Origin of the sequence: Mesorhizobium sp. M1273, from assembly GCF_040318195.1 — a bacterium.
Lineage (GTDB): Bacteria > Pseudomonadota > Alphaproteobacteria > Rhizobiales > Rhizobiaceae > Mesorhizobium.
On sequence record NZ_JAMYLV010000007.1, the window covers coordinates 65,966 to 80,685 of the forward strand.

Annotated in this window: 19 protein-coding genes; 10 read left to right on the forward strand and 9 right to left on the reverse strand. The window is 60.6% G+C overall.

Features of this window, described 5'->3' with window-relative positions:
- Nucleotides 1-401: 401 nt before the first annotated feature.
- From NKH30_RS10370 to NKH30_RS10380, 3 genes are all read left to right on the forward strand, one after another.
- On the forward strand, nt 402-566 hold the full coding sequence (locus NKH30_RS10370; RefSeq protein ID WP_352995217.1) for a hypothetical protein: 165 nt from the start codon (nt 402-404) through the stop codon (nt 564-566).
- Between the two features lie 69 nt (nt 567-635).
- A complete protein-coding gene (locus NKH30_RS10375; protein ID WP_352995220.1) occupies nt 636-1,097 on the forward strand; it encodes a hypothetical protein in 462 nt (153 codons plus the stop codon).
- Between the two features lie 332 nt (nt 1,098-1,429).
- Complete coding sequence (locus NKH30_RS10380) at nt 1,430-1,684, forward strand: hypothetical protein (protein WP_352995223.1); 255 nt, start codon at nt 1,430-1,432, stop codon at nt 1,682-1,684.
- On the opposite strand, the gene NKH30_RS10385 is transcribed toward NKH30_RS10380, so the two are convergent.
- The 8 genes from NKH30_RS10385 to NKH30_RS10420 all read right to left on the reverse strand — a co-directional run bounded on the left by NKH30_RS10385 (nt 1,674) and on the right by NKH30_RS10420 (nt 6,914).
- Nucleotides 1,674-2,012 carry an HNH endonuclease gene (locus tag NKH30_RS10385; RefSeq protein ID WP_352995226.1) on the reverse strand — a complete coding sequence of 113 codons (339 nt, stop codon included), beginning with the start codon at nt 2,010-2,012 and terminating at the stop codon, nt 1,674-1,676. The genes NKH30_RS10380 and NKH30_RS10385 overlap by 11 nt on opposite strands.
- Before the next feature lie 317 nt (nt 2,013-2,329).
- Complete coding sequence (locus NKH30_RS10390; protein ID WP_352995229.1) at nt 2,330-2,620, reverse strand: DUF6074 family protein; 291 nt, start codon at nt 2,618-2,620, stop codon at nt 2,330-2,332.
- A complete protein-coding gene (locus tag NKH30_RS10395; RefSeq protein WP_352995232.1) occupies nt 2,617-3,216 on the reverse strand; it encodes a hypothetical protein in 600 nt (199 codons plus the stop codon). Before NKH30_RS10395 ends, NKH30_RS10390 begins: the two co-directional genes overlap by 4 nt.
- Nucleotides 3,213-3,512, reverse strand: coding sequence for a hypothetical protein (locus NKH30_RS10400; RefSeq protein ID WP_352995234.1), 300 nt, complete (start codon nt 3,510-3,512; stop codon nt 3,213-3,215). The genes NKH30_RS10395 and NKH30_RS10400 overlap by 4 nt, the downstream gene beginning before the upstream one ends.
- The gene (locus NKH30_RS10405; protein ID WP_352995237.1) at nt 3,509-3,715 is read right to left on the reverse strand and encodes a hypothetical protein; all 207 of its coding nucleotides are present in this window, start codon (nt 3,713-3,715) and stop codon (nt 3,509-3,511) included. The genes NKH30_RS10400 and NKH30_RS10405 overlap by 4 nt, the downstream gene beginning before the upstream one ends.
- A complete protein-coding gene (locus tag NKH30_RS10410) occupies nt 3,715-3,921 on the reverse strand; it encodes a helix-turn-helix transcriptional regulator (RefSeq protein ID WP_352995240.1) in 207 nt (68 codons plus the stop codon). The genes NKH30_RS10405 and NKH30_RS10410 overlap by 1 nt, the downstream gene beginning before the upstream one ends.
- 252 nt (nt 3,922-4,173) lie before the next feature.
- Nucleotides 4,174-5,520 carry a tyrosine-type recombinase/integrase gene (locus NKH30_RS10415; RefSeq protein WP_352995243.1) on the reverse strand — a complete coding sequence of 449 codons (1,347 nt, stop codon included), beginning with the start codon at nt 5,518-5,520 and terminating at the stop codon, nt 4,174-4,176.
- A 488-nt stretch (nt 5,521-6,008) separates the two neighbouring features.
- Nucleotides 6,009-6,914: a LysR family transcriptional regulator gene (locus NKH30_RS10420; RefSeq protein WP_352470378.1), complete on the reverse strand. Its 906-nt coding sequence runs from the start codon at nt 6,912-6,914 to the stop codon at nt 6,009-6,011.
- Between the two features lie 186 nt (nt 6,915-7,100).
- On the opposite strand from NKH30_RS10420, the gene NKH30_RS10425 reads away from it, so the two are divergent.
- The 6 genes from NKH30_RS10425 to NKH30_RS10450 all read left to right on the forward strand — a co-directional run bounded on the left by NKH30_RS10425 (nt 7,101) and on the right by NKH30_RS10450 (nt 12,618).
- A complete protein-coding gene (locus NKH30_RS10425; protein ID WP_352995246.1) occupies nt 7,101-7,337 on the forward strand; it encodes a hypothetical protein in 237 nt (78 codons plus the stop codon).
- Between the two features lie 40 nt (nt 7,338-7,377).
- Nucleotides 7,378-8,424 carry an alpha/beta hydrolase gene (locus NKH30_RS10430; protein WP_352685030.1) on the forward strand — a complete coding sequence of 349 codons (1,047 nt, stop codon included), beginning with the start codon at nt 7,378-7,380 and terminating at the stop codon, nt 8,422-8,424.
- A 62-nt stretch (nt 8,425-8,486) separates the two neighbouring features.
- Complete coding sequence (locus NKH30_RS10435; RefSeq protein WP_352470375.1) at nt 8,487-8,690, forward strand: cyclophilin-like fold protein; 204 nt, start codon at nt 8,487-8,489, stop codon at nt 8,688-8,690.
- Between the two features lie 879 nt (nt 8,691-9,569).
- Entirely contained in the window at nt 9,570-10,055 is a 486-nt protein-coding gene (locus tag NKH30_RS10440) for a (2Fe-2S)-binding protein (RefSeq protein ID WP_352470467.1), read from the forward strand.
- Entirely contained in the window at nt 10,052-11,041 is a 990-nt protein-coding gene (locus tag NKH30_RS10445; protein WP_352995249.1) for an FAD binding domain-containing protein, read from the forward strand. Before NKH30_RS10440 ends, NKH30_RS10445 begins: the two co-directional genes overlap by 4 nt.
- On the forward strand, nt 11,038-12,618 hold the full coding sequence (locus tag NKH30_RS10450; RefSeq protein ID WP_352995252.1) for a xanthine dehydrogenase family protein molybdopterin-binding subunit: 1,581 nt from the start codon (nt 11,038-11,040) through the stop codon (nt 12,616-12,618). The genes NKH30_RS10445 and NKH30_RS10450 overlap by 4 nt, the downstream gene beginning before the upstream one ends.
- Here the strand turns inward: NKH30_RS10450 and NKH30_RS10455 are convergent.
- The gene (locus tag NKH30_RS10455) at nt 12,557-13,756 is read right to left on the reverse strand and encodes an amidohydrolase (RefSeq protein WP_352995254.1); all 1,200 of its coding nucleotides are present in this window, start codon (nt 13,754-13,756) and stop codon (nt 12,557-12,559) included. The genes NKH30_RS10450 and NKH30_RS10455 overlap by 62 nt on opposite strands.
- A gap of 85 nt (nt 13,757-13,841) precedes the next feature.
- Between NKH30_RS10455 and NKH30_RS10460 the strand changes: the two genes are divergently transcribed.
- Nucleotides 13,842-14,672, forward strand: coding sequence for an AraC family transcriptional regulator (locus NKH30_RS10460; RefSeq protein WP_352995257.1), 831 nt, complete (start codon nt 13,842-13,844; stop codon nt 14,670-14,672).
- The last annotated feature ends 48 nt before the right edge of the window (nt 14,673-14,720 follow it).

Below are 14,720 nucleotides of genomic sequence, written 5' to 3' on the forward strand. Positions count from 1 at the left end.
CGCCGACCGTCCGCCTCGATCGTGTCGCCTTGACCCCTTTTCTCGCGAGCGAGTGAAGCGCCAGGGGAGGCGGACTTCCCGTTGTCGGCCCGATCTCAGAGGCCTCAAAGGAGACTGGCGCTCCAATGCGGAAAACTAAACGAAAATCGGAAACTAACTCTGCGTTGAAGAGGCACGCCGGTCTAAGCGGCAAAAAAGCTGACGACTTTTTACCCGCCCCTGCCTCAAGATAATCATCAACGACGTGACCTTCACTGGACAAGACTTATGCCGTCGCCATTTGTTACTTGCGAACGACTGAAGTTATTTGTTGGAAAGACTTGCGATGAGCGTGCAATTGATGCATGATCGCTCATCGAATTGAGAGCATGCCCGCGTCAACGGAACACAGGAGAGAACCAATGAGCCCCAAAGCCGCCCAGGTCGCACGTGAGATTGAAGACTATTTCAAGGACCGCCCTGTTGAGGATCTGCTGGCGTTTCGGGAATGGATGAGAGGCACCTTGCATGCGGCGCTTGTTGCTCCAACCGCCCCGGCCGGCCCCGCCGCAAGGCCCGATAGCTGAGGCGCTTTCCGGAGTCAGCCGCAATGCCAATGGTGGCGCGCGGCGGACTGGACTAACTGGCTGCCAATAGTGGCGACATGGCCAAGCCGTCCCTTAAACCGGGGGCGGCTTTTTCTTTGCCTGAGGCTGGGCCTTGTCGATATCGCCGCCGACGTGATCGAGGCTGACGACCTCCATGCCGAGCTGGCGATGATTGATGAGAACCTTTGCCGAGCAGAATTGTCTGCAACCGACAGAGCAGTTTGGACGGCTCGCCGGAAGGCGATCTATATCGAATTGCATCCCGAAACCGCCCAAGGGTCGGCTCAAGCACTCGGAATGAATAAGGCTGTTGGTAACGTCACGGAAAACTTTTCCGCCACGTCTTTTGCCAAGGATACCGCCGAGAAAACCGGCCAGACTGACCGCATCGTTCGCATGCATGCCGAGCGCGGCGAGAAGGTCATCCAGGAAGCCATAGATCTCATCCCGTGGCACCAAGCTCGACACTGGAACCTATCTCGACAAGCTGAAGAAGCTTCCTCCGAATGAACAGATATCGGTCGCTCGCCTGATGAATGTTTGGCGCTGCTTGGCAAAGAATAAATGCGAAATGCATTTCACATATTTAATATAGAGCGCAAATCTGCCATAGTCGGACCATGCTCGAATATGGCCCAATCATCATCTTGGTTCTGGTAGTCGTCGGGATAGTCATCGGCCTACTGCCGGAGGCGCACGACGCGCAGCTGCAAAAGTTCCGGCAACAGTGCCGCGATCAGGGCATGGATTTCCGAGAGACCGAGGCGGCGATTGCCCTTCGCACGGCCTTTGTCCGGCTCAGGCGGATTGCATCGGACCAATGCATCTCCCAAGGCGGCAAGATGGATCGCGACGAGATCAACCACATTGCGGGCCAGATTGCCATCGGCCTTGCGGCTGCGCGGGGGCGGGAAGCCGCGACGAGCTTTATCGGCTGGGTCGACTCCTGCCCCGACGAGGAAATCCTTTACGACGACGCGCGAGCCGCGCGGCATCGCCATGTCGTCGTGGCGCTGCGCAAAGCGGGTCTCTATCCGCCGAAGCACGTCGGCTTGAGCGAGGATGTCCGGAACGCCTTCCGGATCATCAAGCGTTGAACGGATGCCTCGCATCCGCCGGAATCCCGTCGGCGCCGACGTCGCTACTGTAGCCGTGGATCTCGGTTTTTTGCTTATTGCTGTCGTGACATGCCTTGCATAGCGACGAAAACGGCCCGGCAAAGAATTTTTGCCGATCGCCCCGGTGGCGCACGTCGTGGTCGCAAATAGTGGCAGGGGTTTTTACGCCAGCCCGAGCACAAATCGCGCAGTGCGGTTCCCTCCTCAACTGTCGAGCGCGAATTGCATACCACTCGCGCGTTTTATACCACTGCCGCCACGGCTGCGAAGCCCGGCGCTTGGCATCGTATTGCGAGCGGTGTTTCATTGGCGCCAGCCTGTTGCGGCAAAAGAAAACCCGCCGGCTGCTGATGGCAGGACGACGGGTGATTCGGCGTATTCGTCAGATGTATCGTTCTCGTCGCTTATGACTCGCGCCCGTCACCGACGCAAGCCCTAGATGAAAAATATTTTCTGCCACTAGATTTTGTGTTTACCGAAAGCCAGGGTTTTCGCTTTCTAATCTTGAAAAAAGCGACGGCTGCGATGTGGCGCCAACGACGGCGACGGCTATTCCCGAAGGGAAAGCGGGGGGTCCGGGGGCGATCATCGTCCCCGGGTCTTTCTTTCTTGAAACCCAGGCTGTCACTGGCGGGATGACCAATGACCGGCGCGATAGTCCAATTCGACGTTGATGACACGAATGAACTCCGAAACCTGTCGGTCGATTTCAACCTTAGGGATCCCGTTGGCTTTCATGTCGCGGCGGATTGCTTTGACTTGCCGGTTCCAAAACTTTCTGCCGTCAGATTGATTGCGGGTAGCAAGGCCTCGAGCGGTCTCGGCAATCAGATCCCTGCGGCGGCATAGCGGGAATGCGATCAGCAAAGGCTTTTGGGCAAGCTTGTAGTCGTTGAAAAGATCAAGCTGCGTCATGAGGGTTTACCTTCAGCGGTAGAGTCAAAGGTATTGGGACCACCCGTGTCCGTAAGGTATGGACCACCCGTGTCCATTTGGTCGTGCTCACCAAATGGACCACCCGTGTCCATTTGGTCGACGTCTTCAGTCAGGATTATTCCGTCTGGCAATCGAACCGGATAGGTGAGCCTGATGACCCTTCGCTTTCTCTTTTCCTTGGGGTCATAGACGCTTTTCACGTCGATAATACCGGCCGCTTTGTAGGCGCCCAGGTCGCGGGAAACGGTCTTGGGAGAGCAATTGCCGGCATGTTCGGCAAGGGTTTCGTCCATCGGCCATAGCGTGCCGGTAGACCAGTTCACAAACTTGAAGAACACCCCAAGAGTTCGAAAACTGCAACCCGCTGCGTTGGCAATCTGCATTGCGACGGTGTGCCAAACCTCAAACTGCTTCATCGCTTCAATTCGATTGTTCGGCCATCGAACGGGACGCGATTCTACTCGCGCGTGGTCCTTACGTTTCCCGGCGCCCTCAAAATATTCGGGGGTATCACTTTCTGGCCGGAAGAAGCTGGATGATTTTGCGTCGGATGCTTCGTTTGTGCGCTCGCTCATGCGGACCCGTGCCCTGATCCGGCTAGCAAAACGTCGTACCGCTGCCGAAAACCTTCGAAGGCGTATGTTTCGGCAAGGTCGATAGCCTCTTGCTGCCAGCGTCCTCCCGCCTGGAGGCGTTCAATGAACAATCTAATGAGTTCCTTGGCACCATCCTCGAACTGGCCGAGGAAAATTTGATGGGTTTCCGCGTCGACGTGATCGCGTGGATCCACCAGAAAGAAGTTCTCTGCGATGCCCCCGCCATACGCTCGCATAATCGATCTGAGCTCGGCTTCGGTCTCAGGATCGATCACGATCGCACCGCCATCCGCTGGTGCGCTCGCAATAGCGCCTGAGCGACTTCAAGACGGGCCTGGGCCTTCTCGATGTCCGAACGGGTAGGCATCAGCCCGGCGCCGTCTAGCGAGGCTTCTCGCCGCTCCACCAGGCCGTTCAAGCATGCTTGGGCGGCGTCGGCCTGTTGATGAAGGCGGGTGAGTTCGTCGGCGGGGCTCATCAGGCGACGTCCCGCTCGGCGATGCGGTCAGTGAACCATTGTTCAATTTCCGCTTTGATCCAGCGGTTCATTTTCGGCCCGAATTTCACGGGCTTGGGAAAAGTCTTGGACCCTACCCCGCGATAGATCGCGGATTCGGACAGGCCGACCAGCTTTTTGACATCGGAGATAGAAAGGAGGTCTGAGGCTTTTGGAAGTGTGATCAATAGTAGCTCCTATGGTTGGGGGAGCCACCACACAGAATAGATACAGCGACTCCGGTCATTGAGAGATCGCCTGCAGGGTCGCAGTCTCGATCACTCTATGCGGTCGCCGTCCACTCTTCACGCGGCCGTCATTCGACGGGTGCGCTTATAACAGTGAGCCGGACCTAAGCCGGCGTTGGACTAAGTGCCGTGCACCCGCCATGAGGGTGCGTTTCCTTCAAAACCAGCCAAATACATCAAGTAACCCACCATCTATGAGTTCGCAGGATTCCTTTCAAGAGCTTTTTTTCCGTCAGACAACGAAATGACATCCGCGCTTCCGGCCACTATCCCCCGCAGCCGGTCCGCCCAAAGCTCCAATGCTTCACGCTTCTCTTTCGCGTAATTGTAGCGGGCATAGACACGGCTAGTGATCGTCGCCTTCGTCAGACTGACGTGGTTCAGCACATGCGCAACGACAAACGGCGAGATCCCAAGCTCCTCCATTCCTGTTGCCGCGGTCCGCCGAAGGTCGTGAGCCGTCCAAGGATCGACCCTCATAATCTTCGCCACGCCGCGCTTGATGACCTCTTGGCGCTTGATCGCTTTCGCGATGGCGGCACCGGTGACGGAGGAACTGGCGCCGGGCCCAGGGAACACGAAGGTCGGAACCGCCCTTCCTTTCCGCTCCGACAGCGCCTTCACGTCTGCAAGTTGGTCATTGACGATCTCGACTGCCATCGACGACAGCGGGACCGTATGGGCTTTCTTGTTCTTCGAGCGCTCGGGCGGGATGGTCCACACAGCCGCGTCGAGATCCAACTCGTCGACCATCATTCCGGCGACCTCACCTACGCGCTGACTGGTGACGAGGCACAGGCGGATGACGCGCCGCGTCGACTCCCGCATGTCCGCGTCGACCAAGGCCGCCCACATGGTCCTGATTTCGTCCTTAGACAGATCCCGGTCCCGCACTACGGTTTCCGTAGGTTGGCTCATGCCTTCAGCAAGGTTGCTGTCCAGATCGCCACGACCGCGCGCCCAACGGATCATGGCGCGGATGTCCTCGAATACTCGATTCGCCTCAACACCCGCGCCCCTGTCCTTCACAGCATCGATGGCCTTGGTGATGTCGCGCCGATGCAAATCAGGCAGCCGCACGTTACCGATGCAGCCGGACGAAGCACCCTCAATCCTCTTTCCATTCGCGTCCTTGCCAGAGACGTTCTTTCTGAGCCGCCTCGCGATCTCATCCGCCGATCGTTTCGTGGATGCCCGCCGCGTCAGGTAGTTCTCTACCAGATCGGCTACCGTCATGACGGATGCGGTTTCCTGTGACCGAATCTCGTTGGCGACTATGCGAGGGTCTTTTCCTTGTTCCAGATAGCCGCGCATTTCGATCGCCTTCCCGCGGGCGTCTGCAAGGCTCACGGCAGGATAGGAGCCAAGCAGCATGCGAGCCCGCTTGCTCTGAAGCGTGAAGCAGAAGTTCCATGACTTGTGCTGTTCCGATACTCGCAAACACAGGCCGGTCGCATGGCTGTCGAAGTAGTCCGTACGGCCGTCTGAACCGCTCTTGGCGGCCGCCACCCACCTGTCCGTCATGGTCATTTTCGGCATACCGGTCTCACCACGGTTGGCCGCTGTTCCCGTACCCAAAACGCACCCTGTGGGTACGGACGCAAGCGCTTAGGCGGAAGACATGACAGGTATCGAAGGAGATGACAAGAAATTACTCTTTAATTTCCGATCGATATGGGGCACCTGAAAACGAGTGCAAAACCTGACATGAATATATGAAACCCTCTGTTAACCGGTTGGTCGCTGGTTCGAATCCGGCCCGGGGAGCCAACATCTACGCTGCGGTGCGATGCGGCCGCGGACCTATTCAATTTCCCTGTAGGATCATGCGCTTCGCTCCAGCCGGCGCGATGGGGAAGAAAGTTGTGGCCAACCTTCGCGCAAGCATCGACGCGATGTTCTGGTTATAACTAACGCTTCGAGTTGGATACCGGACCTCGACCTATGCCTTTCCTGCTGCGCCTATCGAGATTCAGGAATGAGCCGCTATCGACCACGCCCCTGAGTACAATATGACGAAGGGAACATCACGATCCCGACGGATCCCGATGCCGCAACGCGTCGACAATGATCTTGAACGCAGGAAGGTTTTGGCGGCGGCTCGGATAATAGAGAAAATAGCCATCGAAGAAGGGTGACCAGTCGTCGAGGACCTTCACCAGCAATCCTGAGACGACGTGCCGCTCCACGATGTTCTCGGGAACATAGGCGATGCCATAGCCACTCACTGCAGCGTCGATCATGGCGTAGGAGTTGTTGAAGGTAAGTTGACCGTCCACACGGACACGCAGCGCCTGTCCATCCTTCTCGAACTCCCATGCGTACAGACCACCGGCGGTTTCGTGACGCATGTTGATGCAGACGTGCCGGACCAGATCCTGCGGATGCACAGGCACGCTGTGCGCCGCGAAGTATCGCGGCGAAGCCACGGCGACTAAGCGCCAGTCCGGGCCGATGCGGACCGCGATCATGTCTTTCTCGACGCTCTCTCCAAGCCGGACACCGGCATCAAAGCCTTCCTCGACAATGTTGCGGAAGGTGCTGTCCAGGATCAGTTCGACGCCGATGTCGGGATAGCCGCTGAGGACCGGCTTAAGCTTCGGCCAGACCACGCTTTCGAGCGCGTGGTCGGACAGGGTCAACCTGATCGAGCCTGACGGCTTTTCGCGGAGCGCCATCAGCGCTGTGATCTCGTCTTCGATTTCACCAATGCGCGGGGTGATCGTCTGTAGCAGCCTTTCGCCCGCAACGGTCGTCGCGACATTACGCGTCGTGCGGGTCAGAAGGCGTATGCCCATGCGTGTTTCGAGCTGCTTGATCGTGTGACTGAGCGTCGATTGCGCGACGCCGAGCTTTGCCGCCGCCTTGGTGAAGCTGCGCTCTTCTGCGACAGCCTGAAACCACGTCAATTGGTTGAGATCGGTTCTGGCCATGAAGTTTCTCTCTCCGTCGCTTGCAGCGGATTATTCGATATAGTCGATAGGTTCATACCGATTTATAGGGCTAATCGCTTTATGGCAAAACCATTAGGTTTGCACTGCAACAATGCATTACCGCGATGTCGGTGATTTGGATGACATGGATGTCGCAAAATGCGGCCGAGGCCGCCGGCAGGCCTGATGGTCGCGGCGATCCAGGCTTCGATCCTTCTGGGCGCGGTAGTCGGAGGGGTGCTGCTGTATGGTCTGACGATCTCCGCGATCTTCATCGGCAGCTTGGTTCTGGCCGGCTTCGCAATCGCGCTGATCGGCAACGGTCGGCGTCTGCTCAAACTCGAAGAGGACTGGCCAAAGTGGCGAGTGGTTCAATTCCAACCAAACTTACAGGAGATCGGAAATGCCTTTGAATACCCCTGATACGAAAATACCAGCGCGTGAAATCCACCGGCGGGAGCTTTTGAAGCTGACCGGCTCCGGCATCGCCGCCTTCAGTGGGGCGTCACTCTTCAACTTTCCCTTCGCAAAGGCTCAAGACATGTCAAACGGTGCAAACAATTTCTATACAAGCGGTCAGGTGACGCTGGAGAAAGTGACCTTCAAAAGCCAATACCAGATGAATATTGCGGGAAATCTGCTCGTTCCCAAGAACCTCGACCGCAATGCACGTCATCCGGCCATCGTCGTCGGCCATCCAATGGGCGCGGTGAAAGAGCAAAGCGCGACCCTCTATGCCACCAAGATGGCCGAGCAGGGCTTCATCGCCATGGCGATCGACCTGCCATTCTGGGGCGAGAGCGAGGGCGAAGCCCGACAGATCGTTTCACCGGATGTCTACGCCGAGGCGTTCAGCGCGGCGGTGGACTTCCTCGGGACACACGCGTTCGTGGACCGCAACCGCATTGGCGCGATTGGTGTCTGCGGCAGCGGCAGCTTCGTCATCAGCGCCGCCAAGATCGACCCGCGCATGCGCGCCATCGCCACGGTCAGCATGTATGACATGGGCGCGGCGAACCGAAACGCACTCAATCACTCGCTAAGCGTCGAGCAACGGAAGCAGATCATCGCAGCGGCCGCCGAACAGCGCTACTCCGAATTCGAAGGCGGCCAAGTCCAGTATACGGGCGGCACTGATCTCGAACTGACCGCGTCGACGCATCCCATCCAGCGCGAGTTCTACGATTTCTATCGGACACCCCGCGGAGAGTTTACCCCGGCGGGTGTCTCCGACCAGATAACGACTAAGCCGACGCTGACCAGCAACGTCAAATTCATGAACTTCTACCCGTTCAATGACATCGAGACGATCTCGCCGCGCCCAATGCTGTTCATCAGCGGCGATCAGGCGCATTCGAGGGAATTCAGCGAGGAAGCCTACAGACTGGCAGCCGAGCCCAAGGAACTGGTTTGGGTCCAGGGCGCCGGTCACGTCGATCTCTACGACCGTGTGGACCTGATTCCGTTCGACAGGCTTACCAGCTTCTTCAATCAGCACCTCTCCGCGTGACTGACGAGATGGAGCCTGTGTTTGCTGGGGCGGGCTCCATCTGCCTAGAAAACGGATGACCCGTGCTGAAATCACTGCTGAGCGCTGGCGTTATTGCATTTGGAATGGTTGGACCCAGGATGGCTCAAGAACGTATTCGCATTTCATCAGACTGGGGCGAGGTCACGGCCGATCTTGCCGATAACGAAGCCGCAAAATCTCTTGCTCAGATGTTGCCGCTTACCATTGAGATGAGCGACCACCTTCGCCAGGAAGAAGACCGGTAAATCTACCGGCTCCATTTCCGGAACAGACACGGCAGCGCGACTTCTCGGTCGGCACGCTCGGGCTGTGGAGTTCCGATCATTTCGTGATCTGCTATCGGAATGGTCGCGTCCCGTCGCCCGGCATCGTGTGCTCGGGAGGTCGCCGGCGATGTTTCGAGCTTTGATCGTCCCGGTTCCGTCACGGTGAGAATTGAACGTGCTGGCTGAGGCGTGTGCAGCGCGGTGGCATCACGGGAAACAGCGGCATAAGCCGGGTGCGGATTTTCGACAGCGCCTGCCCTGCGGTCACAGACGCCATGACCGGCATGGAGCACCTCCTTGCCACCGCGGCGATCCGCTCCCTGATTTCCCTCGTGATCGTACTGATCCCCAGGCCGCGTTCAACACTGCCGCGCGATACCGTCCCTAGCCGACCTTCACGAGCAATCCTCCTCGGCCCGCCGGCAACGAGTAGCGCCTCAGTGCGATCACGGTCACGTTTCGTTTCCTGTGCGCTTGCGGCGAATCCTGGCGTCGTCCGATCGCGAACTCGTAGTTCTCAGCTTCATCTTTCATTTGCCGGACGACATTGCCAGTCGCAAGGCCGCCCCGCCCTGGAAAGCCGCCTGCCCTAGATTGGACAGCGGCGCGGCAATGTTCCCAATGTAGGCCGCCCAAGCCAACCTGAATGACGGGAATTACGGAATTACGGTGACACTTTTTGCGGCGGCATTCAGGGCGTTTCCGCCGCAAATCTCAAATGCGCGTTTTTTAGCCTTCCCTGACCGGCAGCGCCTTTTCACCGGAATTGACCGCCCTATTTCGCCTCGACAGGTGGGTGGCTGCTTGCTGGACGAGTCCCTTGCGGCGAGTACGGCATGTGCTTCGAGGTACCCCCACATGAACTTCCACGATCGGCACCTATTGCGGTTGCGGGTGAACGGAGAGGATCACAGCCTTTCCGATCTCGATCCCCGCGTCACGCTGCTCGACCTGCTGCGCGAGCGGCTTCATCTGACCGGAACGAAAAAGGGATGCAATTTCGGCGAGTGCGGCGCCTGCACCGTGCATCTCGACGAACGGCGTGTGAATGCCTGCATGATACTTGCCGTGTCCTGCGAGGGACGCGAGGTCACGACGATCGAAGGGCTGGCAGACGGCGACGCGCTTCATCCCGTGCAGCAGGCGTTCATCGATCATGATGGTTTCCAGTGCGGATTCTGCACGCCCGGCCAGGTGATGTCGGCGGCGGCGCTGATCGAGGAGGGACATACCGGCTCCGATGCCGATATCCGCGAATGGATGAGCGGCAATCTGTGCCGCTGCTCCGCCTATCCGCAAATCGCCGAGGCGGTGCGCGCGGCGGCCGGGAGGGTGAGCCAATGACCCCATTCGTCTACGCGCGCGCCGATAGCCTGGGCGACACGATCGCGGCCGGTGCCGCGCCGGACAGCGCCTTTCTCGCCGGCGGCACCGAATTGCTCAACTGGCTGCGCCTTGGCATTGCCGAGCCGGTGCGGATCATCGACATCTCCCGCCTCGACGGGCTGGATCAGATCGAGGCACTGCCCGGCGGCGGCTTGACGATCGGCGCGCTGATGCATCTCAACGATGTCGCGCAGCATGCGCTGGTCATGCGCGACTATCCGGTGTTGAGCCAGGCGATCCTCAACGCAGCGTCGCCGCAGCTGAGAAACCTCGCAACGATAGGCGGCAATCTGCTGCAGAAGACGCGCTGCGCCTATTTCCGTGCCGAAGAGCAGCTGCCATGCAATAAACGTGAGCTCGGCTCCGGCTGCTCGGCATTGCATGGCATCAACGACAATCACGCAATCTTCGGCTGGACCAAGGATTGCGTCGCCACCCAGCCATCCGACCCGGCGGTGGCGCTGGCAGCACTTGATGCGGTCATCGTCACCGCGCACCGCAGCGGCGGCCGGCGCATTCCGGCAACGGAATTCCACCTGCTTCCCGACACGCGGCCCGAGGCGGACAATGTGTTGCAGCAAGGCGAACTGATCACGGCAATCGAGCTGCCGGCAGCGGCACCGCGATCGGCTTACCTCAAGGTGCGCGAGCGCGAATCCTACGAATACGCCATCGTCTCCGCCGCCGCTGTGCTGGAGATGGACGGCCAAACTATCCGTCGGGCGGCCCTGGCGTTGGGGTCCGTCGCGCTGCGGCCGTGGCGGCTGAGCGCCGCCGAGGAGCAGCTCGCCGGTGCCGAAATCGGCGATCGCGAGGCGTTGAGCACCGCTATCGAGCAATCCTTCGCCGAAGCGCGTCCCTTGTCGCAGAACGCCTACAAGATCGAACTGGCCAAGACCGCCGCTTTGCGGGCGATCGAAAGAGCAGCGAGGATGCCGTCATGATGATCAGCCAGCCTGTTGCCCGCCCTGACGGCGGCGCCAAGGTGACCGGCCGCGCCCGCTATGCGGCCGACTATTTCGCCCCCGACCTGCTCTATGCGGTACTCGTGACCGCGCCCGTTCCGGCCGGCCGCGTGACGTCGATCATGGTCGACGACGCGCTCGCCGAGAAGGGCGTCGTGCGTGTGCTCACGCATGAGGACATGCCAAAATTCGGCCGGTTCGCATCGCCAAGGGGCAAGCTGACCGCAGTACAGCAGGACGTGGTCAACCTGACCACCGTGAGCGACGATTTCGTCGAGTTCGCCACCGAAGCCTCGAAGGGTCTCTACGCCACGCCGGCGATGCGTCTCAGCCAGCGCGTCGAGCGCGCGAACGTCGCCATGCCGACGGCGCTGCGCGCGCCGGTCGAGGGTCCCGGCACCTGGGCCCTCGAAAGCGCGATGGACGAGCTCGCCCACCGCCTGGGCGTCGATCCGCTCGACCTGCGTCTGATCAACCATGCGGACACGGATCCGGCCACCGGCCAGCCCTGGTCATCGAAGAAGCTGCGCGAGGCCTATGAGGAAGGCGCCCGCCTGTTCGGCTGGCGCGAGCGCCCGCGCAAGCCGCAACGCGACGGCGATTGGCTGATCGGCTACGGCATGGCGACCTGTACCATGGGTTGTTTCCGCCACCCGACGCCTGCAGCCGAGGTCAGGCTGCACAGGGACGGCACGGTGCTCATCCGCACCGGCACGCAGGACATAGGGACCGGAACACTCACCATCTTTCCGCAGATCGCAGCCGACGTGCTGGGCCTGCCGATGGAGAAGATCGAGTTGGAAATGGGCGATACGCAGCTGCCGGAGGCGGGACCGACCTATGGCTCGTCATCGACCATGGGGGTGGGCGCGGCGGTGCTTGCCGCCGCCGAAGATGCGCGTTCGCAGCTTGCCCGTCTTGCCAATCTGCTGCCGGACGAGGTGGAGATGCAGGACGGCAAGATTCGCCGCAGGGGCGCTGCCGGCGGTCAGACGATCGCCGATGTGATGAGCCATACCGACATCGGCGAGATCGTCGGCTCCGGCTCGTTCGATCCGGCGCAGCATGGCAAAGGCCTCGCCATGCGCACTTTCGGCGCGATTTTCATGGAGGTCGGCGTCGATCCGGGGCTCGGCCTGCTCAGGCTCCGTCGCGCCGTCGGCAGCTACAGCGCCGGCCGCATCGTCAATCCCCGCACCGCACGCAGCCAGATGACGGGCGGCATCATCTGGGGCTGGGGCATGGCGGCCATGGAGCAGAGCAGGCACGAACCGGTGCTTGGGCGGTTCCTGTCGAAGAACCTTTCCGGGGTCGCCATTCCGGTCAACGCCGACATTCCCGGCGACATCATAATCCACTTCGTCGATGAGGTGGACGAGCATGCCAGCCCGATCGGCGGCAAAGGCATCGGCGAACTCGGCGCCACCGGCGTTGCCGCTGCTGTTGCCAACGCCGTCTTCGACGCCACAGGCAAGCGGATCCGGGAGTTGCCGATCACGCCGGAAAAACTGCTGTCGAAGGATCGGCCCGCGGAAGCGTCTGCTCGACCAGGTTGACGTAATAGCGCATCACCGTCGGCACGATCTCGTCGTTGAAAACGTAGCGGTCGCCATGCAGGCCTTTGCCCGGGCCAGCCTCGCCGGCGCCGATCCAGGCATAGCAGCCGCCGGCGTCGCGGATCATGAAAGCGAAATCCTCGCAGCCGAGACTGGGGCTGAACTCGGTCAAGACATTCTCCCGGCCGACGACGGGGGCGGCGGCCTCGACGGCGCGGGCCGTCGCATCCGCCGTATTGATCAGCGGCGGATAGCCCTTCCTGTAGTCGAGCCTGGCCTTGAGCGAATGCGCGGCGGCAATACCTTGTGCGATCTCGCCCATCAGCCTCTCGCAATGGTCGGAAAGGCCGTGCTCGAAGAAGCGGCAGGTGCCTTGCAGCCAGACCTTGCCCGGCACGATGTTGCCGACATTGCCGCCATGGATCTGCGTGATGCTGACGACAAGCGCGCTCTGCGGGTCGACCGAGCGGCTGACGATGCGCTGGACGGCTTGCACGAAGGCGCTGGCGGCCAGGATCGGGTCGTCGCCGAGCTGCGGCATCGCGGCATGCGCGCCAAGACCCTCGAAGGTCAGCTCGAAATTATCGACGGCCGCCATTTGCGGCCCGACGCGGGCGGCGATCGTCCCCAGCCTGATGCCCGGCCAGTTGTGGACCGCATAGACCGCTTCGACCCGAAAGCGCTTGAACAGGCCGTCCTCGATCATGCGCATGCTGCCGCCCTCGTTTTCCTCGGCCGGCTGAAAAATGAAAGTGACTATGCCGTCGAAGGTGCGCGATTGACTGAGCAGTTTGGCGGCGCCGAGCAGCATGGCGGTGTGGCCGTCATGGCCACAGGCGTGCATCACGCCCTCTCTCCTCGAAGCATAGGGCAAGCCGGTTTTCTCCAGCACCGGAAGCGCGTCGAGCTCGGCGCGAAGGCCGATGGCGCGTGTGCCGCCACCGCTGCGCAGGACACCGACGACGCCGGTGCCGCCGATCCCCTCATGCACCTCGTCGACGCCGAAAGAGCGCAGTTTCTCTGCAACGAAACGGGCCGTTTCGTATTCATTGAATCCGAGCTCCGGATTGGCATGGATATGGTGCCGCCAGCCTATGACCTCTGGTGTCAGTGCGGCGATCCGGTCATTATGCAGCATGACGCCTCCTCTCTCGCCGACAAAAGGCGGCTTGGTTTGCCAGCCATAGAAGGCCCCGCGAGAGGCGTCTTGAACCGGATTGACCATGGCAAGGACAAACGAAGCGGCAGAGACCGGGAAATACTGGCGCCATCCGTGCTTCCCCGACCTTGGCCTGTTCGAGGCGCGCTTCACCCGGCACCGCTACGACCTGCACACGCACCCGACCTATGTGATCGCCCTGATCACCTCTGGCTGCGAGCGCATTCGCATCGGCCGCAAAAGCGTTCTCGCTCCGGCAGGCACCATTGCCGTCGTCAATCCCGAGGAGTGGCATGACGGCGAACGCGGCGCGGATGAAGGCTGGGCCTACCGGACGTTTTATCCTTCGGTGCCGCTGATGAGCGCGCTTGCCCGCGAACTCGGCCGCGACGGCGCTCCGGTGTTTTCGCGCGCGACGATCGAAGACAGCAGTCTCGCCGCAGTATTGACGGCAGCGCACCAGGGCTCGACATCCCCGGACACGATGACGGCCGAGACGTCTCTGCTCGTGGCGCTGCGACGGCTGATCGTTCGCCATGGCGATTCGAGCGGACAGGCCGAAGAGATCGAAAGCTCCGGATCACAGCGAAGATTTTCGCTCTGTCGCGACCTTATCGAAAGCGAACTTGGTTCGCAGCTCGACCTCAAGCGGCTTGCCGGCGTGGCAGGCGTGACCCGGTTCCAGGTCATCCGCGACTTCAACAAGGCGATCGGCCTGACGCCGGCGGCCTATATCCGCGACCGGCGATTGCGCCGGGCGAGCACGCTGATCGAACAGGGATTTGGCCTTGCCGACGCCGCCATCGCGGCCGGTTTCGCCGACCAGAGCCATCTGTCCCGTACATTCCGGGCCATGCATGGCATGACGCCAGGCATGTTCAGAAAAGCGGGATAAACGCTGCTGAACAGGACAAGCTTGCGCGCCAATGCGCGCTGCGCAATG